The 23,127-nt window shown below is 73.3% G+C and carries 21 protein-coding genes (1 of these 21 cut by a window edge); 9 read left to right on the top strand and 12 right to left on the bottom strand.

Annotation, left to right across the window (positions count from 1 at the left end; translation table 11 throughout):
- Nucleotides 1-243 precede the first annotated feature (243 nt).
- Both QE401_RS16265 and aceA read right to left on the bottom strand, forming a co-directional pair.
- Entirely contained in the window at nt 244-423 is a 180-nt protein-coding gene (locus QE401_RS16265) for a hypothetical protein (protein ID WP_307139194.1), read from the bottom strand.
- A 25-nt stretch (nt 424-448) separates the two neighbouring features.
- Nucleotides 449-1,804: an isocitrate lyase gene (aceA, locus tag QE401_RS16260; protein ID WP_307139193.1), complete on the bottom strand. Its 1,356-nt coding sequence runs from the start codon at nt 1,802-1,804 to the stop codon at nt 449-451.
- Between the two features lie 153 nt (nt 1,805-1,957).
- Here aceA and QE401_RS16255 point away from each other — a divergent pair, with 153 nt between their 5' ends.
- From QE401_RS16255 to QE401_RS16245, 3 genes are read left to right on the top strand one after another with little or no spacing between them, the layout of a single operon-like run.
- On the top strand, nt 1,958-3,364 hold the full coding sequence (locus tag QE401_RS16255) for a helix-turn-helix domain-containing protein (protein ID WP_307139192.1): 1,407 nt from the start codon (nt 1,958-1,960) through the stop codon (nt 3,362-3,364).
- 52 nt (nt 3,365-3,416) lie between these two features.
- Nucleotides 3,417-4,139 (top strand): aspartate/glutamate racemase family protein, encoded by a 723-nt coding sequence (locus QE401_RS16250; protein ID WP_307139191.1) that lies wholly within the window; start codon nt 3,417-3,419, stop codon nt 4,137-4,139.
- Between the two features lie 32 nt (nt 4,140-4,171).
- Nucleotides 4,172-4,603 (top strand): PaaI family thioesterase, encoded by a 432-nt coding sequence (locus QE401_RS16245; protein WP_307139190.1) that lies wholly within the window; start codon nt 4,172-4,174, stop codon nt 4,601-4,603.
- 66 nt (nt 4,604-4,669) lie between these two features.
- Here the strand turns inward: QE401_RS16245 and QE401_RS16240 are convergent, their stop codons facing one another.
- On the bottom strand, nt 4,670-5,932 hold the full coding sequence (locus tag QE401_RS16240) for an MFS transporter (RefSeq protein WP_307139189.1): 1,263 nt from the start codon (nt 5,930-5,932) through the stop codon (nt 4,670-4,672).
- 195 nt (nt 5,933-6,127) lie between these two features.
- Complete coding sequence (locus QE401_RS16235) at nt 6,128-10,828, bottom strand: NAD-glutamate dehydrogenase (protein ID WP_307139188.1); 4,701 nt, start codon at nt 10,826-10,828, stop codon at nt 6,128-6,130.
- 324 nt (nt 10,829-11,152) lie between these two features.
- Here QE401_RS16235 and QE401_RS16230 point away from each other — a divergent pair, with 324 nt between their 5' ends.
- From QE401_RS16230 to QE401_RS16220, 3 genes are read left to right on the top strand one after another with little or no spacing between them, the layout of a single operon-like run.
- Nucleotides 11,153-12,373 carry a cupin domain-containing protein gene (locus tag QE401_RS16230; protein WP_307139187.1) on the top strand — a complete coding sequence of 407 codons (1,221 nt, stop codon included), beginning with the start codon at nt 11,153-11,155 and terminating at the stop codon, nt 12,371-12,373.
- A complete protein-coding gene (locus QE401_RS16225; RefSeq protein ID WP_307139186.1) occupies nt 12,370-13,266 on the top strand; it encodes an OmpA family protein in 897 nt (298 codons plus the stop codon). Before QE401_RS16230 ends, QE401_RS16225 begins: the two co-directional genes overlap by 4 nt.
- Nucleotides 13,267-13,303: 37 nt before the next feature.
- The gene (locus tag QE401_RS16220) at nt 13,304-14,191 is read left to right on the top strand and encodes a polyphosphate kinase 2 family protein (protein ID WP_307139185.1); all 888 of its coding nucleotides are present in this window, start codon (nt 13,304-13,306) and stop codon (nt 14,189-14,191) included.
- 65 nt (nt 14,192-14,256) lie between these two features.
- Here the strand turns inward: QE401_RS16220 and argC are convergent, their stop codons facing one another.
- The 7 genes from argC to serA form a co-directional block, all read right to left on the bottom strand.
- Entirely contained in the window at nt 14,257-15,234 is a 978-nt protein-coding gene (argC, locus tag QE401_RS16215) for an N-acetyl-gamma-glutamyl-phosphate reductase (RefSeq protein ID WP_307139184.1), read from the bottom strand.
- Nucleotides 15,235-15,733: 499 nt separating this feature from the next.
- Nucleotides 15,734-16,009, bottom strand: a complete 276-nt coding sequence (locus tag QE401_RS16210; RefSeq protein WP_271136878.1) for a CsbD family protein — start codon at nt 16,007-16,009, stop codon at nt 15,734-15,736.
- A gap of 25 nt (nt 16,010-16,034) precedes the next feature.
- Nucleotides 16,035-16,973 carry a hypothetical protein gene (locus QE401_RS16205; protein ID WP_307139183.1) on the bottom strand — a complete coding sequence of 313 codons (939 nt, stop codon included), beginning with the start codon at nt 16,971-16,973 and terminating at the stop codon, nt 16,035-16,037.
- A 199-nt stretch (nt 16,974-17,172) separates the two neighbouring features.
- Nucleotides 17,173-17,352, bottom strand: coding sequence for a CsbD family protein (locus QE401_RS16200; RefSeq protein ID WP_307139182.1), 180 nt, complete (start codon nt 17,350-17,352; stop codon nt 17,173-17,175).
- A 211-nt stretch (nt 17,353-17,563) separates the two neighbouring features.
- Nucleotides 17,564-18,352, bottom strand: coding sequence for a 3-deoxy-manno-octulosonate cytidylyltransferase (locus QE401_RS16195; protein ID WP_307139181.1), 789 nt, complete (start codon nt 18,350-18,352; stop codon nt 17,564-17,566).
- Nucleotides 18,349-19,212, bottom strand: coding sequence for a 3-deoxy-8-phosphooctulonate synthase (gene kdsA / locus QE401_RS16190; RefSeq protein WP_307139180.1), 864 nt, complete (start codon nt 19,210-19,212; stop codon nt 18,349-18,351). The genes QE401_RS16195 and kdsA overlap by 4 nt, the downstream gene beginning before the upstream one ends.
- 118 nt (nt 19,213-19,330) lie before the next feature.
- Nucleotides 19,331-20,596, bottom strand: coding sequence for a phosphoglycerate dehydrogenase (gene serA / locus QE401_RS16185; RefSeq protein WP_307139179.1), 1,266 nt, complete (start codon nt 20,594-20,596; stop codon nt 19,331-19,333).
- 269 nt (nt 20,597-20,865) lie between these two features.
- Here serA and QE401_RS16180 point away from each other — a divergent pair, with 269 nt between their 5' ends.
- Nucleotides 20,866-21,195: a hypothetical protein gene (locus QE401_RS16180; protein WP_307139178.1), complete on the top strand. Its 330-nt coding sequence runs from the start codon at nt 20,866-20,868 to the stop codon at nt 21,193-21,195.
- 270 nt (nt 21,196-21,465) lie between these two features.
- On the opposite strand, the gene QE401_RS16175 is transcribed toward QE401_RS16180, so the two are convergent.
- Nucleotides 21,466-21,696 (bottom strand): DUF1127 domain-containing protein, encoded by a 231-nt coding sequence (locus QE401_RS16175; RefSeq protein ID WP_307139177.1) that lies wholly within the window; start codon nt 21,694-21,696, stop codon nt 21,466-21,468.
- Nucleotides 21,697-21,812: 116 nt separating this feature from the next.
- Between QE401_RS16175 and QE401_RS16170 the strand changes: the two genes are divergently transcribed.
- Both QE401_RS16170 and QE401_RS16165 read left to right on the top strand, forming a co-directional pair.
- On the top strand, nt 21,813-22,709 hold the full coding sequence (locus tag QE401_RS16170) for a LysR substrate-binding domain-containing protein (protein WP_307139176.1): 897 nt from the start codon (nt 21,813-21,815) through the stop codon (nt 22,707-22,709).
- A 132-nt stretch (nt 22,710-22,841) separates the two neighbouring features.
- Nucleotides 22,842-23,127: the beginning of a tripartite tricarboxylate transporter substrate-binding protein gene (locus tag QE401_RS16165; RefSeq protein WP_307139175.1), read on the top strand. Its footprint extends 692 nt past the window's final position; only the first 286 of its 978 coding nucleotides appear in the window; the start codon lies at nt 22,842-22,844; its stop codon lies beyond the right edge, outside the window.

Here is a 23,127-nt window from a genome sequence, read left to right as displayed (position 1 = left end):
GGTCACACCCCTCCTGCCGGTGAACACGAGGGCGGGGGCGGGGTTGCCACAAAAAGGCCCGAAAGATGGATGTTCCGTTAACTTCGGAACGCCACCGGCCCCGGCGCGTGGGACGCCGGGGCCGGGCCGGCCAGGCAGACAAGTGCCGGGGCGGGCGGGATCGGAGCCGGGGGCGCCCGCCGCCGGGTCTGCCGAGCGCCAGGGCAGGCCGGCCGGAGCAGGCCGGCCGCCGCTCAGCGGGGCTCAGCCGCGCTGATGGTCGTCGTGATAGGCGGTGCTGGGCGTCGGCACCGCATGCGCCGCGGCGACGCAGGGCTGCTTGTGCAGCGAGGGCGCGATGGCCGGCTCGCTGGCCCAGCCATGGCTGTGCACCAGCCCGTCATCATGGCTGTCGTCCAGATAGGGGGCGTTGCTCTCGGTCATGATCGTCTCTCCTGTCGGGCCGCGCTCACTTCGCCATCGCCGGGGTGGCGGCGGGGGCGGGGCGGGTGTGGGTGTCGTCGTCGTGGAACTGCGCCGTCTCGGTGCTGTGCGCCATGGCGGTGGTGCTGCTGGTGCCGCCCGAGGCGGCCGTCGCCACCGCGTCGAAATAGCTGACGCCCACCTCGCGCTGGTGGCGCGTCGCGGTGTAGCCCTCGGCCTCGGCGGCGAATTCGGCCTGCTGCAGCTCGGAATAGGCGGCCATGCCGCGCTCCCGGTAGCCGCGCGCCAGCTGGAACATCGAATGGTTCAGCGAATGGAAGCCGGCCAGGGTGATGAACTGGAACTTGTAGCCCATCGCACCGAGCTCGCGCTGGAACTTCGCCGCGGCTTCCTCGCCCATCTTGCGCTTCCAGTTGAAGCTGGGGGAGCAGTTATAGGCCAGCAGCTTGCCCGGGAAGTCGCGGTGGATCGCCTCGGCGAAGGCGCGGGCGTCGTCGAGATCGGGGTCCGAGGTCTCCCACCACAGCAGATCGGCATAGGGGGCATAGGCCAGGCCGCGGGCGATGGCGTATTGCTTGCCGACCCCGGGCCTGATGCGGAAGAAGCCCTCCGGCGTGCGCTCGCCGCTGATGAAGGGGCGGTCGCGCTCATCGATATCGGCGGTCAGCAGCTGGGCGCTCTCGGCATCGGTGCGGCACAGCAGCACGGTCGGCACGCCCTCGACATCGGCGGCGAGCCGCGCGGCGTTCAGCGTGCGGATATGCTGGCTGATCGGCACCAGCACCTTGCCGCCCAGATGGCCGCATTTCTTCTCGGAGGCCAGCTGGTCCTCGAAATGCACGCCGGCGGCGCCGGCCTCGATCATCGCGCGCATCAGCTCATAGGCGTTCAGCGCGCCGCCGAAACCGGCCTCGGCATCGGCGATGATCGGCGCCATCCAGTGGGTGTCGTCGCCCTTCTCCTCCAGCCGCGCGATCTGGTCGGCGCGGCGCAGCGCGGCATTGATGCGCTTGATCACCTTCGGCACCGAATCCACCGGGTAGAGCGACTGGTCCGGATACATCTCGCCGGCCGAATTGGCGTCCGCCGCCACCTGCCAGCCGGAGAGATAGATCGCCTTCAGCCCGGCCTTGACCTGCTGCAGCGCCTGGTTGCCGGTCAGCGCGCCCAGCGTGTTGATGTAGGGCTCGCTGTGCAGCAGCTGCCACAGCCGCTTCGCCCCCATCTCGGCCAGGGTGTGCCGGACGCGGAAGGAGCCGGAGAGCCGCTCGACATCGGCCGGCGTGTAGTCGCGGCGGATGCCGGCGAAGCGGTCGCCCGGGGCGCCGGGGCCGGCGCCGATGCCATCCGGGGCGCGGCAGGGAAGCGGGGTGTGACGCATGTCCGTATTCCTCGATCGCTCGTTCTGGCCCATCGGCCGTGCGTCAATAATTCACATTGCGACCGCGAAGTTCATCCGCCATCCTGCCTGTATTCGCGCAAGACCGTGGCGTTCTTCACTGTGAAGGACGTAAATTTGTAAAGGTTGTAAAGAATGGCCCGGCCCCTGATCGGCCGCACCATCCGCCGCCTGCGCCAGGAGCAGAGCCTCACCCAGCAGGCCCTGGCCAGCCGGCTCGGCATCTCCGCCAGCTATCTGAACCTGATCGAACACGACCAGCGCGGCGTCACCGCCGCCCTGCTGATCAAGCTCGGCCACACGCTGCAGGTTGACCTCGCCGCCCTGTCCGGGCGCGAGGAGCAGCAGCTGGAATCCAGCCTGCGCGAGGTGCTGGCCGACCCGCTGCTCGGCCTCGACGAGACCCCGGAGGAGGAGATCCGCGCGCTGGCCGGCAGCGCCCCCAACGCGGCGCGCGCCATGCTCGCCCTCTACCGCGCGCTGCGCGTGGCGCGGGAGGATGCCAGCGGCATCGCACTCCCCAGCGGCCGCCGCATGATCCTGCCCACCGAGGAAGCGCGCGACTTCTTCCACGACCACGCCAATGTCTTCCCCGCGCTGGAAAGCGTCGCCGAGCGCATCGGCGCCGAACTCGCCGCCGCGCCGGCCGAGCTGAACCACGCCATCGCCGAGCGGCTGCGCCAGCGCCACGCGCTGCGCGTGCGCGTCGGCCCGCTGGAGGGCAGCCTGCGCCGCTACGACCCCGCCGCCCGGCTGCTCGAACTCTCCGAATCCCTCCCCCGCGAAAGCCGCGGCTTCCAGCTCGCCTTCCAGCTGATGCTGCTGGAAGCCAGGGACAGCGTGGAAGACATCCTCGCCCCCGCCGCGCCCAGCACGCCGGAAGCCGCGGCGCTGATCCGCCTCGGCCTGCTGAACTACGCCGCCGGCGCGCTGCTGATGCCCTATGGCCCCTTCCTTGCCGCCGCCCGCGCGCTGCGCCACGATCTCGACCTGCTGGCATCGCGCTTCGGCGTTAGCTTCGAACAGGTGGCGCACCGCCTCTCCACCCTGCAGCGCGAGGGCGCGCGCGGCGTGCCCTTCTTCTTCCTGCGCGTCGACCCCGCCGGCAATGTCGACAAGCGCTTCTCCGCCGCCGGCTTCCCCTTCGCGCGCTTCGGCGGCTCCTGCCCGCGCTGGGTGCCGCACACCGCCTTCGCCACCCCGGGCGCGCTGCGCGTCCAGGTCGCCGAACTGCCCGACGGCGCCGCCTTCCTCTGCTTCGCCCGAACCGTCACCGGGCCGGCGGCGCATTGGGGAGAGCCGCCGCCCCTCCACGTCATCGCCATGGGCTGCGACATCGGCCGCGCCGCCGAGATCGTCTATGCGGACGGCATCAACCTCGACCAGGCGCGCACCGGCATCGGGCTGTCCTGCCGCCTCTGCGACCGCGCCGAATGCCGCTCCCGCGCCTTCCCGCCGCTCGAACACCGGCTGAACCTGGACCCGCATGAGGAAAGCGCGGCACCTTATCGGTTCAGCAAGGCAGGGGGCTCCGCCCCCTGAACCCCCGCCGGGGTGGCAGGGCCACCCCGGACCCCGCCATCAGGAACAGCGCATGCGGATTCTGCTGCTCAATGGGAACACCGACGCGGCGATGACCGAGCGCATGCAGCAGCTCGGGCAGCAGGCGCTGGCCAGGATGGGGCTGGCGCATGTCACGCTGGTGCCGGCCACGGCGCGCTTCGGCGCCCGCTACATCGCCAGCCGCACCGCCGCCGCCATCGCCGGCCACGCCGTGCTGGAGCTGGTGGCCGAGCACCGCGACAGGGTCGACGCCATCGCCATCGCCTGCTTCGGCGACCCCGCGCTGGACGCGGCGCGCGAACTGGCGCAGCGCCCCGTCGCCGGCATGGCCGATGCCAGCCTGGCCCTGGCGCTGGCCGAGCACTCGCGCGTGGCGCTGCTGACCGGCGGCACCGCCTGGGTGCCGATGCTGCAGGAATTCGCCCTCTCCCGCGGCTGGCCGGCCGAGCGTGTGCTGGTGCGCGCCGTCACCCCCACCGGCGACATGATCGCGCGCGAGCCCGAACGCGCCCTGTCGCTCCTGGCCGAGGCGGCCGGGGCGGCCATCGCCGAGGGCGCTGAGGCCGTGGTGCTGGGCGGCGCGGGCCTCGCCGGCCTCGCCCCGCGCCTGGCGCCGCGCCTGCCCGTGCCGGTGCTGGACAGCCTGGACTGCCTGCTGCGCGTGGCGGCGCAGCCCCAGCCGATCCCGCCGCCCGCTGGCCGCACGCCGAGCCAGGGCCTCTCCGCCGCGCTGGAGGCCGCGCTGGCACCTTGACCTGCTGCGCCGCACAAGGCACCCCGGCCTTCATGTCCAAGCAAGACCTCGCCTCTCCGGCGCCGCCCTATCATGAGCTTCTCGGCATCCGCCTGGTCGAATGGCGGGACGGCTTTGCCCGTGTCGTCTGCGACAGCGGGCCGGGCCATCTGAACCGCAGCGGCATCGTGCATGGCGGGGTGATCCTGTCGCTGATCGACCAGGCCGCGGCCTTCGCTGGCCTCTGGTGCAGCGTGCCGGGCAATATCCGCAAGGCGGTGACGATCGACCTGGATTGCCGCTTCACCGGCCAGGTTTCGGGCGGCGAGGTGGTGGCCGAGGGCAAGCTGATCTCGCGCGGCCGCAACATCTTCTTCGCCCGCACCGAGGTGTTCAACGACAAGGGCGAGATGGTGGCCTTCGGCGCCTCCACCCATCGCTGGCGCGCCGGCAGCGAGAGTGTGGAAGGCAGTCCCGCCAGCTGAAGGCGGGGTCCGGGGGGACCCTGTCCCCCCGGTGGTGGGGTCTGGGGAGGCAAAGCCTCCCCAGAATCACTGGATAGGCCGGTCCCGCACCGTGAGCAGGATGACCCCCCCCAGCGCCAGGAACCCCAGCACGGTCGCCATGCCCGCCTGCTGGCTGCCCGTGGCCCCCGTGACGATCGCCAGCACCGCGGGCCCGAGGAAGCCCGTGATCCGCCCCGACAGCGCGAACAGCCCGAAATAGGCGGCGACTTCGGCCGGCGGGGCCAGCCGCGCCATGAAGCTGCGCGAGGCCGATTGCGCCGGCCCCATGAACAGCCCCATCACCAGCGCCAGCCCCCAGAACCAGGCGACGTCGTTGGTCAGCACCAGGGCGGTGCCCAGCGCCACCATGCAGGCCAGCGCCACCAGCACCGTCTGGCGGGAGCCGAGCCTGTCCTCCACCAGCCCGAAGCCGGCGGCGCCGAGCCCCGCGGTGACGTTCAGCGCGATGCCGAAGACCAGGATCTGCTCGAACCCCATGCCGAAGCGCCCCGCGGCGTAGATGGCGCCGAAGGCGAACAGCGTGTTCAGCCCGTCCGTGTAGAACAGCCGCGCCAGCAGGAAGCGCGCCATGGAAGGGTGGCGCGGCAGGCCGCGCAGCACGCGGACGATCTCCTCCAGCCCGCGCCGCACCGCCTCGCCCCAGGCCGGGCGCGGGGGCGGCGGGTCGGGCAGGGCCAGCAGCACCGGCCAGCCGAAGGCCAGCATCCACACCGCCACCAGCAGGGCGGTGGCGCGCACATGCTCCGCCGCGCCACGGTCCAGCCCGAAGGGCGAGGGGTCGGGCCGCACCAGCAGCACCAGGCACAGCACCAGGCAGGCGAGCCCGCCGGCATAGCCCAGCCCCCAGGCCAGGCCGGAGATGCGGCCCAGCCGCTCGGGCGGCGCCACCTGCGGCAGCATGGAATTGTAGAACACCGTGCCCAGCTCGAACCCCACCGTGGCGATGCCGACGCATAGCAGCGCCCACAGCGCCGAGCCGGGGCCGGGCGTGGCGAACCAGATCAGCCCGGTGGCGATGGCGGTGACCAGGGTGCAGAGCAGCAGCATCGCCCGCCGCCGCCCGCCGGCATCGGCCACCGCCCCCAGCACCGGGGAGAGCAGCGCGATGGCAAGGCCCGCCAGGGTCTGCATCCAGCCCCATTGCGCCTGGCCGGTGGCCGGGTCGGCCGCCACCCCCTGGGTGAAATAGGTGGCGATGACGAAGGTGGAGACCACCGTCGGGAAGGCGCTGTTGGCCCAGTCATACAGCGACCAGGCCACGGCCTTGCGGGTGAGGGAGGAGGGCATGCGCGGCAGACTGCCCGCGCGGGCCGGGACTGGCCAGAGCGCGGGCATGGAAAAGGCCGGGAGGGGAGGTCCCTTCCGGCCTTTGTCATCTGCCGGGGAGGCGCTGCCTCCCCAGACAAACCGGAAGATATCTGGGGAGGCGCTGCCTCCCCAGACCCCACCGCCGGGGTGGCAGGGCCACCCCGGACCCCGCCGTCAGTTTTGGATCGCGCGGGCGATCTCGCGCACGGCCACCGTCACCGCAGCCAGGTCGGGGCGGGCCGCGGCCTCCTGCGCCACGCGGCGGGCGCCCTCGGCCTCGGGCAGGCTGCCCTTCAGGCAGGAAGTGGCCAGCCGCGTCTGCAGATCCGCCAGATCATCCAGCAGCGCCGCCTTGGCCCGCGTGCCGAAGGGGCCGGTGGCCTGCGCCTGCTGCGCCGCCTGGCGCAGCGCCGGCAGGTGGAAGGCCTCGCCCACCCGGGCCCAGGCCGCGGCGGCGCGCGCCGGCTCCACCCCCGCCTGGCGCGACAGCCGCACGATGGCCGGCGCCGCCTCCAGCGCCGGGGCGGCGGCCACCAGCCGCGCCACGCTCTCGGGCAGACCCTCGGCGGCCGGCTCGGCGGCGGCGGTCTCGGCGGCGACCAGACCCTCCACCCCCGGGCGCAGCGCGTCCAGCGCCTGCTGCAGCGGCAGCGCCGTCTCCGGCATCGGCAGCAGCTCCCGCGCCGTGGCGGCCAGCAGCTGGCGCAGCGCCAGCATGGCGGCATAGCGCGCCTCGGCCGGGGCCTCGGCCGCATCCGCCGCATCCATCGCCTCGCCCAGCCCCAGCAGACGGTCGGCCAGGATCACGGCGCGCGCCGCCTCGGCCGGGCCGGTGCCGGCGGCCAGCCGCGCCAGCCCGGCCGGGCCCAGCCGGTTGGCCACGTCATTGGCCAGGATGGTCGCCAGCAGCTCCTTCCGCAGCCGGTGCCGGGCGATATAGGGGGCGTAGCCCTGGCGCAGCGCGCTCGGGAAATAGCTCTCCAGCAACGGCAGCAGCGCCGGATCCTCGGCCAGCCCGCCCTGCTCGATCGCCTCGGTCAGCCACAGCTTGGCAAACGGCAGCAGGGCGGACAGCTCCGGCCGCGTCAGCCCGGCGCCCTGGGCGATGCGCGTCTCCAGCGCCGCGGCATCCGGCAGGCCGGCGACCGCGCGGTCCAGCAGCCCGCTCGCCTCCAGCCGCGTCATCAGCGCCGCATGCGCCGGCAGCGCCTCGGCGCCCATCGCCTCCTCCAGCGACACGGCCAGCGATTGCTGCGCATTGTCGCGCAGCACCAGCGCCGCCACCTCGTCGGTCATCTCGACCAGCAGCGCGTCGCGCTGCCGCTCGGTCAGCGCGCCGGCGGCGCGGGCATCGGCCAGCAGGATCTTGATGTTGACCTCGTGGTCGGAGGTCGAGACACCGGCCGAATTGTCCAGCGCGTCGGTGTTCAGCTTCACCCCGGCGCCCTCGGCGCCCAGCCGCGCCGCCTCGATGCGCCCGGCCTGGGTGACGCCGAGATTGGCGCCCTCGCCCAGGATGCGGGCGCGGACCTCACGCCCATCGATGCGGATGGCGTCATTGGCGCGGTCGCCGGCCTCGGCCTGGCTCTCGGTCGAGGCCTTCACATAGGTGCCGATGCCGCCGAAATAGAGCAGGTCGACCTGGGCGCGCAGGATCGCCTGCATCACCGTCGCCGGGTCCGGCCGCTCCGCCTCGATGCCGAGCAGCGCGCGCGCCTCGGCCGAGAGCGGCACGGTGCGGGCATTGCGCGGATAGACGCCGCCGCCGGCGCTGATTTTTTCCGGGTTATAATCGGCCCAGGAGGAACGCGGCAGGGCGAAGATGCGCGCCCGCTCCTCATAGGACGCGGCCGGGTCCGGCGAGGGGTCGATGAAGATGTGGCGGTGGTCGAAGGCCGCCAGCAGCTTCGTCTGTTTCGACACCAGCAACCCGTTGCCGAACACGTCGCCGGACATGTCGCCCACGCCCACCATGGTGAAGGGGGTCTTCTGGATGTCGTGGCCGAGCTCGGAGAAATGCCGGGCGATCATCACCCAGGCGCCCTTGGCGGTGATGCCCATCGCCTTGTGGTCATAGCCCTGGCTGCCGCCGGAGGCGAAGGCGTCGTCCAGCCAGAAGCCGTATTCCTGCGCCAGCCCGTTGGCGATGTCGCTGAAGGTCGCCGTGCCCTTGTCGGCGGCGGCGACGATATAGGGGTCGTCGCCGTCGCGCCGCACCACGGCGGGGGGCGGCACCACCACCTCGCCCTTGAGGTTGTCGGTGACGTCCAGCATGCCGCGGATCAGCGTCCTGTAGGCGGCGATGCCGGTGGCCATGAAGGCCTCGCGGTCGGTGGCCGGCGGCACCGCGCCCTTCAGCACGAAGCCGCCCTTGGCCCCCGTCGGCACGATGACGACGTTCTTCAGCCGCTGCGCCTTCATCAGGCCCAGGATCTCGGTGCGGAAATCCTCTCTGCGGTCGGACCAGCGGATGCCGCCGCGCGCCACCGGGCCGGCGCGCAGATGGCAGCCTTCCATATGCGGGGCGTGGACGAAGATCTCGCGCCAGGGGCGCGGCTGCGGCATCTCGCCCGCCGCGGCGCTGTCGATCTTCAGCGCGATATAGCCCTTGCCCTGGAAGTAGTTGGTGCGCAGCACCGCATCGAGGGCGGTGCGCAGCCGGGTCAGGATGCGGTCGGTGTCGGGGTCCTCCACCGCCTCGATCAGCTGCGCCCATTCGGCCGAAAGCGCGGCCTCCGCCGTGTCGCGATTCTCGGCGGCGGGGTCGAAGCGGGTATTGAACAGCCCGACCAGCAGCCGCGCGGCGCGCGGATTGGCGGCCAGCGCCGCCTCCACCGAGCCCTGGGCGAAGGCGAAGCCCACCTGCTTCAGCCAGCGATACAGCGCGCGCAGCAGCCAGGCCTCGCGCCAGGAGAGCCCCGCGCGGGTGACCAGGCGGTTGAACCCGTCCACCTCGTCACGCCCATCCTGCAGCGCGGCCAGCGCCTCCAGGATGGCGGGGAAGCGGCTTTCGGCCAGCTCGGTGCCGGCCTCCAGCGAGAAGACATGCAGCACCGCCCGCGCCGGCGCGCCATCGGCGCCCTTGGGCTGCAGATGGTAGGGCTGCTCCTCGATGGCGCGCAGATCCAGGCTCTCGAACAGCGGCAGCGCATCGGCCAGCGGCAGCGGCCCGCCCGGATGCACCAGGCGCAGCGTCAGGCTGCGGCGGCTCTCGCCCGGGCGGCGCTCGAAGCGCGCGGCGGGGCGGCCGGCGGACAGCGCGGCCTCGGCCAGCTGCAGATCGGCCACGGCCTGGGTCGCCGTCGCCGTCTCGCTATAGGCGGCGGGGAAACCATCGGTCCAGCGCGCCAGGGTGGCGGCGGCGCGGGTCTCGCCGAGATCGGCGGTCAGCGCCTCGCCCAGCCGGTCGGTGAAGGGGCGGGCGGCCTGCGCCACCGCGGCCTCCAGCGCCACGTCGTCGACGCTGGTCACCGCGCCGGGCGTGGTGCCGATGATGTAGTGCACCCGCGCCAGCGGCGTGTCGCCGAGCGCGATGTGGAAGGCCGAGAGCCGGCCGCCGAAGGCGCGCGCCAGCATGGCGCCGACCTTCTCGCGCAGCCGCGTGTCGAAGGTGTCGCGCGGCAGCCAGGCGATGGCGGAGACGAAGCGCTCGAACGGGTCGCGGCGGATATAGAGCGCCGGGCGCGGCCGGATGAACAGGTCGAGCGCGCGATGCGCGCCTTCCAGGATGGCGTCGTCCTCGGCCTGGAACAGCTCGTCGCGCGGCCAGGTGTCGAGGATGTTGCGCAGCGCGCGGCCATCATGGCTGTCCGGGTTGACGCCGGCGCGGTCCAGGATGCGCTCCACCTTGGCCGACAGCCAGGGGATGCTGCGCGGGTTGCGGTTGTAGGCCGAGGCCGCGAACAGGCCGAGGAACAGCCGCACGCCGGTGACCTGCCCATCGGCGCCGAAGACGCGGGTGGCCACCACATCGGCATGCTGCGGCCGGTGCACGCGGGCGCGCATATTGGCCTTGGCGATGGCCAGCGGCGCCGCGCCGCGCAGCGAGGCGCGCACCGCCGGCGGGATCGAGGCCAGGTCGCGCAGCGCGTCGAACACCGGCACGGCGGCGTCGCGCAGCAGGCCGAGCCCGTCCTCCGCCGTGTCGCCACCCGCGCCGAAGCGGATCAGCCGGTGGCCGAGGAAGACGAAATTGTCCTCCGCCATCCAGCGCAGGAAGGCCTGGCCGGCGGCGGCGTCGGCGCCGCTGCCGGCGATCTCGGCCTCGGCCGCGCGCAGCCGCTCCAGCACGGCGGGGAAATCGGCAACGGCCTGGCGCACATCGGCCATGGCCTGGGACAGCGCCGCCTCGGTCGCCTCCCAGCCCTCGGAGGGCGCCTCGCCGGTGCCGACCAGCCGCGCCGCGGCGGGGGCGATCTCGACATGCATCATGCTCTCGGCCGCCTCGCCCTCGCCGATGGCGGCCAGCCTGCCGCCGGCGTCGCGCGTCACGCGCAGCACCGGATGCAGCAGCCGGCGCGGCGTGCGGCCGGAGAGGGCGAGCGCGGCCAGCACGCTGTCCACCAGGAAGGGCATGTCGTCGGTGACGATCTCGGCCACCGCCACGGCGCCGCGGCCGGGGCCGGGGGGCACGATGCGCACCTTGGCGCTGCCCGGCTCGCGCTCGGCGGCGAAGGCGTGCAGGCTGGCGGCGGCGGCGGCCAGCCGCTCCGGCGGCTCGGCCGCCAGCTCGGCGGTCGGCAGCGCCTCGGCCAGGCGGTGCAGCAGGGTCGCGGCATGCTCCGGCAGGCCGGGTGCCTGCTGGCGGAGCGCCTCCACCGCCGCGCGCAGCAACTCCGCCCTTGCGCCGCGCTCGCGGCCCTGGCCTTCCGGCATGCCCCTGCTCCTTCCTGGGATGGACAGGCCGGAAAATCGGCCAGGGCCGGGCCCGGTTCAAGCCATGGCGTGCCGGTTTGCGGGGCAATTTGCATAAATATTCGGCGGCAAAGGGCCATCTTTTCGCCGCTTTCGCGCCGCTTCGCGTGGGCTCGGCGCGCCGTGCGCGGCGGCGCCCGCGCGGCGCCGCCCATGCTGCCCCGCCGCAGCGGGCGGGCCCCGCGCCCGGCGCCGCGCGAAGCGGCGCGGAGCGCGCCGCGGGCGCGTGGCGCGGCCGTTTTTCCCCCGGTGACCGCGGCGCGGGGACGGGGCTATCCTCTCCGCATGATCAGCACGCTCGCCGACCTCCTCGCCCCCGTCACACCGGAGCAGTTCTTCGCCGAGTACTATGACAAGCAGCCGCTGCATGTGCAGGGCGGCGCGGCGAAATTCGCCTCCGTGCTCTCCTGGCGGCAGATCAACCGGCTGCTCGACCAGACGCATATCTGGTCCAGCCAGTCGCTGAAGCTGGTGCTGGACGGCAATGCCGTGCCGCCGGAGCAGTATTGCGGCCGCGCCACCAGCCGCGACAACGCCGCCGTCCTGCAGCCCGAGTCGCACAAGGTGGCGGAATGGGTGAAGCGCGGCGCCTCGATCGTGCTGAACGACGTGGACAGCCTGACGCCCGGCCTGACCGCCGTGTCCTCGGCGCTGGAGGAGGCCGGGCTCGGCAAGGCGCAGGCGAATGTCTACATCTCCTGGCAGAGCCACAAGGCCTTCCCCAGCCATTTCGACACGCATGACGTCTGGGCCGTGCAGGTCGAGGGCGAGAAGACCTGGAACATCTGGGAAGGCCGCGCCGAATGGCCGATCCCGCACCCGGCCTTCCGCAGCCTGGGCCAGGCGCATCACGACCAGGCCAAGGGCCGCCTGCGCGGCCAAGTGACGCTGAAGACCGGCGACCTGCTCTATTTGCCGCGCGGCTGGTACCATGACGCGCTGGCCGAGGCGCCGAGCTCCGTCCATATCGCCTATGGCGTGCATGCGCCGCTCGGCATGGATCTGGTGAACATCCTGCTCGAGCGCGTGCTGTATGAGACCGAGTTCCGCAAGCCGCTGCCGCGCCAGGATGGAACCGCGGCCTCCCGCTTCGCGTTGACCAGCCGTGCGGCCCAGCTCGGGCAGCGCCTGTCGGAGCTGACGCGGGACCCCAAGGTGATGGATGTGCTGGCCAAGTTCGTGGCGGATTACCGCTACCGCCGCGGCGGCAACGACCTGCTGGCGGCGCGTGGCCTGGCCGCGCCCGCCACACCCGGCGGCGGCAGCGAGGAAAATGCCTTCCGCGTGGTCCAGCCCGGGGTGAAGGCGGTGCGGCGCGGCGCCGAATGGGTGGTCAAGGCGCCGAACGGCGCCCTGCCGCTGGCGCCGGCCGAGGCGGAGGCGGCCAATTGGCTGCTCGCCCGCCCCGACGGCACCGAGGCCGAGCTGCGCGCCGCGCACCCCTCCATCGACGCTAGCGCGCTGCTGCAGCGCCTGGCCGAATCCGGATTGCTCGTCGCCGCATGAAGAAGTCTCTCCTGCTGCTCCTGCCCCTGCTGCTCCCGGCCGGGGCAGCCGAGGCCCAGCCCCGCCAGTTCAACTGCATCGGCGCGGAGCGGCTGGAGGATGATGTGTTCGAAGTGCGCTTCCCCCAGGGCAGCGCGCGGCCGAATGACGGCGCCCGCACCCCGGTCGCCGCCGCCGCGGCGCTGGCCAAGGCCGAGCCGGGGCGCAACATCTGCGTGCTGGGCCATGCGGTGCGCGAGGGCGGGCAGACCACCAGCACCCAGCTCGCCGCCCGCCGCGCGCGGGAGGTGGCGGAGCTGCTCTCGGTCGGCCAGGGGATCGAGCGCGACCGCATCCGCGCCGAGGCGCGCAACCCCGGCTTCGCCAGCCGCACGCCGAACCGTGAATCGCGCAGCGTGACCATCGTGGTGCTGCCCGCCCTGCCGGGGACCGAGGCGCCGGCCGCGCCCACCGCCCCGGCACCGGCCGCGCCGCAGCGCCCGGCGGCCCCGGCCACGCCGCGCGCGCCCGCGCCGGAGGTGCCGCCGCCCGCGCCGCCGCAGCCGCCCGCAGCGCCGCGGGGCGCCGCGCCGGACAGCCCGGCGGCCCCGGCCGCGCCCCAGGCGCCGAGCCAATCAGCGCCCAGCCAGCCGGCGCCCAGCCAGACGGCACCGGGCCAGCCGGCGCCGGCCTCCCCCGGCGCGCTGCCGGCCCCGCCGCCGCCGGTGCCGCCGCCGGAGGCGCCGGCCGCCCCCCGCCCGCAGGGTGATGCCCCCCGCCCACAGGGCGACGCCACCCCGCGCCCGCAGGGCGACGCCACGCCCCCGGCGCCGGTCCAGCCCGTGGTGCCGCCGCCGGTGCCGCCGGCGCCCGAGGCGCCCGCCGCCACGCCGGAGACCGCCCCCGCCCGCTGAGGCGGGGCCCCCTCTCTCTCGCCGGCAGGAGGCCGCCATGTCCCGTGACTTCGCCCGCGCCCAGGTCGCCGCATGCCGGGTGACCGGCGGCAAGGGGTTCCATCTGCGGGATTACTCGACCCGCGGCGCGGCCCCCGCCGGCACCAAGGAGCGCTCGGAAGAGCTGCTGCGGGAAGGGGTGGAGCGGCTGTCGGAGCTGCAGGCGCGGCTTGCCGCGCAGGACCGGCACGCGCTGTTCGTCATCTTCCAGGCGATGGACGCGGCCGGGAAGGATGGCGCCATCAAGCACGTGTTTTCCGGCGTCAATCCGCAGGGCTGCTCGGTGCATGCCTTCAAGGCGCCGGGGCCGGAGGAGCTGGACCAGGATTTCCTGCGCCGCCACATCGCCCGGCTGCCGGCGCGCGGGCAGATCGGCATCCACAACCGCTCCTGGTACGAGGAGGTGCTGGTGGCGCGGGTCCACCCGCCGGTGCTGGCGCGGCAGCGCCTGCCGGAGGAGGTGACGGGCCCGACGATCTGGGAGCACCGGCTGGAGGATATCGCGGCCTTCGAGCGCTACCTCTCGCGCCAGGGCATCGTGGTGCTGAAATTCTTCCTGCATGTCAGCCGCGAGGAGCAGCGCGACCGGCTGCTGAAGCGCATCGAGGAGCCGGACAAGAACTGGAAGCTCGACCCCTCCGACATCGCCGAGCGGCGCCACTGGGACGCCTATCAGGAGGCCTATGAGGCGGCGATCCGCGCCACCGCCGCGCCGCACGCCCCCTGGTTCATCGTCCCGGCCGACCGCAAATGGCTGACCCGGCTGATGGTGGTGGAGGCGGTGATCGAGGCGCTGGAGCGGATCGACCCGCGCTATCCGGAACTGCCCGCGGAGGGCAGGGCGCGGCTGCAGGAGGCGCGGCAGGCGCTGGAGAGCGAGGAGTAGCCCCGGGCAGCAGCCCCGGGCGCCGCGCCCAGCCCCGGGCGCCGCGCCCGCCGGCCCGGCGCCGCTCAGGGCCAGGCGGGCATTCCCTCCAGCCCCGTGGTCTCCGGCAGGCCGCAGATCAGGTTGGCGTTCTGCACCGCCTGGCCGGCCGCGCCCTTGCCCAGATTGTCGACCGCCCCCAGCGCCATCACCAGCCCGCGCTGCGGATCGGCGGCGTAGCTGACGAAGGCGAGGTTGGAGCCGGCCGCCCATTTGGTCTGCGGCGGCCGCTCGGTGACGCGGATGAAGGCGCGCCCGGCATAGAAGCGCCGCGCCGCCGCCAGGCATTCCTCCGTGCCGGCGCCGCCGCGGCAGTAGATCGTCGCCAGCAGGCCACGGGTCATCGGCACCAGATGCGGGGTGAAGACCAGCCCGGCGGCGCTGCCGCCGCTGAGCCGCGCGATGGCGCGGGCCATCTCCGGCATGTGCACATGCTGGAGCAGGCCATAGGGCACCAAATTCTCGTTGCTCTCGGCGAAGCCGAAGCGGCTGTCGGCGCCGCCGCGCCCGGCGCCCGAGATGCCGGTCTTGGCATCGATGATGATGTTGCCGGGCTCGACCAGCCCCCCGGCCAGCAGCGGGGCGAGGGCCGTCAGCACGGCCGCCGGGAAGCAGCCGGGATTGGCGACGCGCCGCTGCCCCTGGATGCGCTCGGGCCAGATATCGGCCAGGCCATAGGCCCAGCCCGCGGCGTCGCGATGGTCGCCGCCGAGATCGACGATCTTCACGCTCTCCGGGACCGCCGCCAGCGCCGCGGCCGAGGCGCCGGTGGGCAGCGAGGCGAAGAGCAGGTCGAGCGGCGGCAGGCCGGCCGGGTCCCATTTCCGGATGACGAGATCGGCCAGCCGCGCCGGCAGGCCGGGGAAGCGCTCGCCGAGGCGGCTGCCGGCGCTGCCCTCGCCGGCTGCGTAGACGAGCTCGAAGGAGGGATGGCCGGCGACGAGGCGCAGCGCCTCGCCGCCGCCGAAGCCGCTGATGCCGACGATACCGACGCGAATGCTCATGATGGGGTCCTGGGGCTTGGGAAGAAGGCAAAGAAAAACCCCCGGAGCCGGGGGCTGCGGGGGTCTGTGGGGATGCGGGCGGAAGCCGCCCCGGCCGGGTGGACCGCTAGAGAGGGGTCCGCACCGGGCCGGGGGCCTGTCCGCGCGCAGCCATGCAGGCCGCCGCTGCAAAGCAGCGACGGCGTCGGCTGGCGGTGCGGAGGGAAAGGCCACGCATGCGGCGAGGGTAGGGGGTTGCCGGAGGCAGCGTCAACGCGCTTCGCGCCGGCGCGCCCGCTGCGCCGGGGTGGCTGGCGCGGCCCGTGCGGCGCTCCGCGCACCCCGCCGGGCATCGGTTGGCGGCCCGCCCCCCGCCCATGGAAAAACCCCGGGGGCGTTCTCCCCGGGGTTCGTCCATTCCCACCGGCCGCAGGGCCCTGGAAGCCCGCCGCACCGGGCCGGATCGCTCCGCCCCCGTGCGGCGCCTCCCGTCGGGGCCCTGACCGGCCGCCGAAGGAAATCAGAAGCGGCGGGCGGAGAGGAGGCCGATGACGAAGCCCAGCGCGCCGACGGCGAGCAGGGAGGTCAGGGGCTGCTGCTCGACCACGCGCACCACGCGCTCGCCGGCATGCTGGGCGTAGTCGCGGGCCTCGCCATAGACTTCCTGCACGCGGCCGGCGGCCTGGCGGGCCAGGCCCTCGGCGCGGTGCTGGTCGTCATTGGTCAGGTTGCCGAAGCCTTCCTGGGCCTGGCCGGCCAGGGTCTTGGCGGCGCCCTCGAGACGATCGGTGTTCATGCTCTTGCTCCTTCCGTTGTGTCGTTCAGCGGCGACGAAAGCTGTCGGCCATGGCGCGGGTGCCGGCGCGCGCGCCCAGCACCGCGACGATGGCGCCCAGGATCAACGCACCGAAGGCCCAATAGGCTGCGGTGGCGGCCGCGGAAGCTGCCGTGTCGGCGGCCTGGCGGGCACGCTCCTCGGCCTGCTGCAGGCTCTGCTGGGTCTGCTGCTCGACCTGCTGGATGCGGGCCTGGGCTTCCTGCTGGCTGATGCCGGCCTCGGCGCCGACGAGCGCGGCCAGGCGCGCCTGCTCGGGCTGCGGCAGCGGGCCCTCGGTGACGCGGCGGGCGGTCAGCCGGCCGATCTCGGCGCGGCGCTGGTCGCTGGTCATCTGCGCCGGATCGGCGCCGGAATTGGTCAGCGCGTTCTGCGCCCGCTCGGCGAGCGACTGCGCGGCGTCGCGCAGCGTCGCGGTGCTGGTGCGGTCCGCCGCCTCGCCGCCGGCGGTCGCGGCCACCTGGCCGATGCCGTTGGCGGTGCCGCCCAGCAGGTTGCTGATGCTGGTGGTGGCGGTGGAGACGGCGCCGCTGACCACGCTGCCCAGCAGCAGGGCGGAGAACAGCACCGTGGTGCCCCACACCGCCAGCCCGTGCAGCGTGCCGTCGGTGCCGTCGGCGGTGCCGGAGAGGCGGGCCGCCGCATAGGCGCCGATGCCCAGCGCGATCAGGTGGGAGACCAGCATCCAGATGCCGCCGGCAATGCCGAAGCTCGCGGCGTCGGGCGTGTCGCGCTGCACGGCGTCGATCATGTTGGCGCCGATCGCACCGCCCAGCACGTTCAGGGTGATGCTGACGGCCAGCGCGATCACCGCGCCGGCGAGGACGGCGCCCCAGGAGATCCTGGGCGGCAGGCTGGGCGCGCCTTCGACGGCGAGGCCGACCGGGGTGGCACCATAGGCGTCATGAGGCGTCGTGGCGCTCATCTGGGGGGTTCCCTCCCGGGGGCACCGGGGGTGGGCGGCCGCAGCATGATCCGATCGGGCGGTCAGGCGCTGCGGAGGCGGGTTGGGGAAACGCCCCCCGCACCGGACCCGCCGCGCGGCGGATCCTGACGCGGCGGGGCGGGGTGTGCCGCGCGGTCGCGGCGCGGTGGGGGAGGGCGCCAGGCCCTCCCGCCTCCGGTCAGTGGGTGGCGCTGCGCACCGCGTCCTTCGCCTTGCCGACGCTGGACTGGGCCTTGCCCTCCAGCTTGTCGGCCTTGCCCTCGGCCTCGAGCCCGGGCTTGTTGGCGACCTTGCCGGCGGCTTCCTTGATGGCGCCCTTGGCCTGCTTGGCGGCGCCCTCGATACGGTTCTTGTCCATACTGTAGTGCCTTTCCTCCGGCGGCGTGGCGTCAGTGCCGCGCCGGCGCCGTGTCGGCGTCTGCGGGGAAAACGGCCGAGTCTGCTTCGGGTTTCTTGTTGTGCAGACCGTAAGGGAATCGAAATGGCCGGCGCCGCCCCCTGTGGCCCGGGGGCGGCGCCGGCCATCCAGGTCGGGCCGTGGCGGAGGGGGCGGCCGGCGCGGGCGCTGGCTAGGCCTTCGCGTCCTGCCTGCTTCTGTCCTGCGGCCGGCTTTCATGGACGGGGCCGCGATGACCGGCCAGCATCATGCGCGCCCGCTCCAGATCGGCCGGGGTGTCGACGCCGAGCGGCACCTCCGCCACCTCCATCGCGTCGATGCGCATGCCGGCCTCCAGCGCGCGCAGCTGCTCGAGCTTCTCGCGCAGCTCCAGCGGCGAGGGGGCGAGGGTGACGAAGCGCTCCAGCGCCGCGCGGCGCCAGGCATAGAGGCCGATATGGTGGTAGAGCGGCCCCTCGCCCCAGGGCGCCTCGGCCCGGGTGAAGTAGAGGGCGCGGAAGCGGCCGCCGCCGAGCGGCGAGCCCACCATCTTCACCACGCTGCTGGCGGCCCGCTCCTCGGCCAGCAGGATGGGGGCCACGGCGGTGCCGATGGCGACCTCGGCATCGGCCAGCGGCGCCGCGGCGGCGCGGATGGTGGTGGGCGTCACCGTCGGCAAATCGCCCTGCACGTTCAGCACCGCATCATAGCGGTGGTCGGGGTCGATGCGGTTCAGCGCCTCGAACACCCGGTCGGAGCCGGAGGGGTGGTTCGGCTCGGTCATCACCGCATTGCCGCCGGCGGCGCGCACCACCTCGGCGATCTCGGCCGTGTCGGTGGCGACCCAGACCGGGGCGATGTCGGCCTCGATGGCGCGGCGCCAGACATGCACGATCATCGGCTCGCCCTCGATCAGGGCCAGCGGCTTGTTCGGCAGCCGGGTGGCGGACAGGCGCGAGGGGATCAGCAGGACCGGCTTCATGCCGCGGCGGTCCCGGCGCGGGCGGCGGCCTGCTGCTTGCTCAGCCGGTCGAGCGCCACCAGCTCGGACAGCAGCGCCTCGAACTGGCGCAGCGGCACCATGTTCGGCCCGTCGGAGGGCGCCTTGTCCGGGTCCTGATGCGTCTCGATGAACAGGCCGGCGACGCCGACCGCGACGGCCGCGCGGGCCAGGACGGGGACGAATTCGCGCTGCCCGCCCGAGGCGCCGCCGAGCCCGCCCGGCTGCTGCACCGAATGCGTCGCGTCGAACACCACCGGCGCGCCGGTGCGCGCCATCACCGGCAGGCCGCGGAAATCCGAGACCAGGGTGTTGTAGCCGAAGGAGGTGCCGCGATCGGTCAGCAGCACCTGCGGATTGCCGGCGCCGGTCAGCTTGTCGACCACATTCGCCATGTCCCAGGGCGCCAGGAACTGGCCCTTCTTGACATTGACGACGCGACCCGTGGCGGCGGCGGCCAGCAGCAGGTCGGTCTGGCGGCAGAGGAAGGCCGGGATCTGCAGGATGTCCACCGCCTCGGCCACGGGGGCGCATTGCTCGGCATTGTGCACATCGGTCAGCACCGGCAGGCCGAGGCTCTCCCGGATCTCGGCGAAGATCGGCAGCGACTTCTCGAGGCCAAGCCCGCGCTGCGCCGTGGCGCTGGTGCGGTTCGCCTTGTCGAAGCTGGTCTTGTAGACGAGGCCGAAGCCGACCCGCGCGGCGATCTCCTTCAGGGCGGAGGCCATCTCCAGCGCGTGCTGGCGGCTCTCCAGCTGGCAGGGGCCGGCGATGACGGCGAAGGGCAGGTCCTGGCCGAAGCGGACACCGCCGGCCTCGACGATCGGGTTGGGCTGGGTCACCGGAACTCCCCCTTGCGGTCGCGGGTCATCAGAAAGCAGGCGGGGAGGGATCCCGCGGAATCCCTCCCCTGGCCATGGGCGGTGCGTCTCGGGCGCCGCGGCGGTCTCTCTACCAGCTTCAGAAGCGCTCGTAGAGCAGGCGGGCCCGCAAGGTGCCGGGGATTTGTCGCAGCGCGGCCAGCACCCCCTCCGGGTCCGAGACATTCTCGGCATCCACCACCACATAGCCGATCTCCGGATCGGTCTGCAGATACTGGGCGCCGATGTTCAGGCTGAAGCGGCTGAACACCTCGTTCATCGCCGCCAGCACGCCGGGCACGTTGCGGTGCACATGCATGTAGCGGGTGCCGTTGGGCCGCGCCGGCAGCGTCACCTCGGGGAAGTTCACCGCGCCCAGCGTCGCGCCGGTGTCGGAATAGTCGGCCAGCTTGCGCGCCGTCTCCTCGCCGATGCGGTCCTGCGCCTCCTCCGTGCTGCCGCCGATATGCGGCGTCAGGATCACATTGGGCAGGCCCTGCAGCGGCGTGACGAAACGCTCGCCATTGCGCTTCGGCTCGTCGGGGAAGACATCGGCCGCGGCGCCCAGCAGATGGCCCGACCTCAGCGCCCCGGCCAGGGCGTCGAGATCGACCACCCGGCCGCGGGCATTGTTGATCAGGATGGCGCCGGAGCGCATCGCCGCGATCTCGGCGGCGCCGATCATGCCGGCGGTCTCCGCCGTCTCCGGCACATGCAGGCTGACCACATCGGCCGCGCCCAGCAGGTCGTGCAGGCTGGCGGCGGCCACCGCATTGCCATGCGGCAGCTTGGGCACCGTATCATAATAGATGACGCGCATGCCGAAGGCCTCGGCCAGCACCGAAAGCTGGCTGCCGATATTGCCATAGCCCACGATGCCGAGCGTCTTGCCGCGCACCTCGCGCGAATGGGTGGCCGATTTGTCCCAGCCGCCCTCATGCGCCGAGCGCGAGCGGTCGGGGATGCGGCGCAGCAGCATGACGATCTCGCCCATCACCAGCTCCGCCACGCTGCGGGTGTTGGAGAAGGGGGCGTTGAACACCGGGATGCCGAGCTGCTTGGCCGCCCGCAGATCCACCTGGTTGGTGCCGATGCAGAAGCAGCCCACCGCGATCAGCCGGTCCGCCGCCTCCAGCACCTCGCTCGTGAGCTGGGTGCGGGAGCGGATGCCGAGCAGATGCACCCCCTGCAGCGCCTCGCGCAGCGCCTCGCCCTCCAGCGCCTTCGACTCGCGCTGGATGTTGCTGTAGCCGGCGCCGCCGAGCAGCGACACGGCGCTGTCCGCCACGCCTTCCAGCAGAAGGATGCGGATGCGGTCCTTGGGGAGGGAGATGCGCTGGTTCGACAGCGGGCTGTGCTTGGACATGGCGGGTTGATGCCCGGATGCCGCGCTTTCGTGAAGTGCGAAACCGGCAGGCTTGGCCTGCGTTTGCACGCAGGCCGGGGTCAGCAGGGCGCAGATCCAAGCAGCCCCGGTGCCGCTACCGCCGCGTGCCGCGCATGGCGCCATGCGACGGGCGGGAGGCAAAATCGTCGATTCGTCTTGCCGTTAGCGGCCGACATGGCCATGTGGCGGGAAGACGCCCCGCCGCGCCCAAGCAAGCAAGAAGCGGGGATGCAACGGAGATTCCCACCATGGCTGTCGAGAAGATGGACCTGCCGCCTGCGACCCGCCGGCGGCTGACCCTGAATGCGTTGAACGAGCTGGCCGAAGGCCGCCTGGCCGAGCGCCTGCGCCTGGAGGAGGCCGCGCGCCTGCTCTGCACCGCGCGCCGCGCGCTGGAGCTGACCGGCGGCGCCGTGCCGCCGCTGCCCGCCCTGCAGGGCTGGGACCGCGCCGCGACCACCGCGCGCGAGCATGTCGAGACCCTGACCCCGCAGCAGATCGACCAGCTGCTGGCCGAGGGCCCGGACTGGGCCGCCGAGCTGCTGCGCCGCCAGCCCGCCCTGCGCCTCGCAGCCTGATTCTTTCGGGCTGCCGCCGTCTGGTTTTGCGGCGGGACGCGGCGCTGGGGTGACCATGAGGGTGTTGCCGGTGCGGCGGCGCCCTGGGTGGATCGGAGGGTCGCTGGCCCCCGGTCCCGCGCCGCCGGCCTGGGTGGCGGAACGCTGCATTGGACCGGAGCTGCCCCGCGGGCTGCTCCGGTTTTTTTGCGCCTCCGCGCTGGGCCGGGGGGGGGACGCGGCGGGCCACCCTGGGGAAGGGGCGGAGAGGGGCAGCCCGCCGCGCCGGGCTCAGCTGCGCCGGCCGGTGTCCCAGGCGGCGCGGCGCGACTCATGCGCCGCTTCGGCCTTGGTCATGCCGATATCGCGCAGCATGCGCTCATCCAGTTCGGCAAGATGCTGCCGGGTCTCGATCATGCGCAGCAGCTGTCGCAGGGTCGCCATCCAGCCGACCGGGCGCGTGCCGCGCGGGCTGCGCAGGGCGACGGGGCAGGGAGAGGCGGAGCCGAGCTGGGCGGACATGACCGGAGGCCTTTCAAGCGCCGGGGGTTGGTGACGACACCAATCTGGCGATGGGCGCGGAATAAGAAAAACGAATTGTTTTGACGGTGGGCATCAATGCGGTTGATGATGGCCCCATGCTCGCCCTTCCTCCCGGCCTCGACCCCGATCTGCTGCGCTCCTTCGTGCTGATCGCCGAAGGGGCGAGCGTCACCCGCGCCGCGCAGCGCGTCGGCCGCACCCAATCCGCCGTCTCCATGCAGATGCGCAGGCTGGAGGAGCTGCTGGGCCACGCCCTGCTGGTGCGCGGCGCCAAGGGCTTCTCGCTGACGCCGCAGGGCGCCTGGCTGCTGGAGCGGGCGCGGCCCTGGCTGTCCATGCATGACGAGATCCTGGCCAATTTCCGCACCCCCGAGGTGACCGGGCGGGTGCGGCTGGGCACGCCGGACGACTATGTGCTGCTCTGGCTGCCCGACATCCTGGCCCGTTTCGCCGAAAGCCACCCCGCCGCCGAGCTGGAGGTGGTCTGCGCCCCCTCGACCGAGCTGCTGGAGCGGCTGGAGCGCGGCGAGCTGGACCTGTCCATCTATTCCGCGGGCAATGAGCTGCGCGGCAGCGGGCCGGGCATCCCGCTCTGGCGCGGGGCGCTGCACTGGGTCGGCTCCTCCGCCCATGCGGTGCACCGGCAGCTGCCGCTGCGCCTGTCGCTGGCCCAGCCCTCCTGCATCTGGCGCCGCGCCGCGACCGATGCGCTGGATGCGGCCGGCCTGCCCTGGCGCGTCACCTATTCCTCCAGCGCCCAGATGGGCACCTATGCGGTGGTGCTGGCCGGGCTGGCCATCACGGTCGGCCTCTCCGCCCCGCTGCCGCCGGGGCTGCGCGTGCTGGATGAGGCCGATGGCCTGCCCCGCCTGCCGGAATTCGAGATCGCGCTCGCCCAGCGCGCCGACACCCCGGCCGCGGTGGCGCTGGGGCGGCACATCATCGACAGTTTTCGCCACGAACCCGGTGGGCTGCCAAACCGTGCTTGCTGAGACCTTCGGGCAGATGCTTTCCTTCCCGTAAGGAGAAGGCGGCCCGGGCCCGTGCGGCAAGCGCGGCCCCGGGTCGCCTCTCCCTGTCTCGGATGCGGATTGCGGCGGGACCATACTGGGAGGACAAGAAAGATGATCATTCACCGCCGCGGCCTGGTGGCCGCCGGCGCGGTCGCCGCCCTGGCCCGGCCGGCCGTGCTGCGCGCCCAGACCGCCTGGCCGGAGCGGCCGATCCGCCTGGTCGTCCCCTGGCCCCCGGGCGGCAGCACCGACACCGTGGCCCGCATCTTCCAGCCCCGCCTGCAGGATATTCTGGGCCGTCCCGTGGTGATCGAGAACCGTGGCGGCGCCTCGGGCGCGATCGGCGCCGGCGAGGCGGCGCGGGCCGAGCCGGATGGCTATACCTGGATCCTGGTCT

Origin of the sequence: Pseudoroseomonas cervicalis (genome assembly GCF_030818485.1) — a bacterium.
Lineage (GTDB): Bacteria > Pseudomonadota > Alphaproteobacteria > Acetobacterales > Acetobacteraceae > Pseudoroseomonas > Pseudoroseomonas cervicalis_A.
The sequence above is the reverse complement of the archived record's forward strand: the minus strand, read 5'-3'. Positions and strand labels throughout refer to the sequence as shown.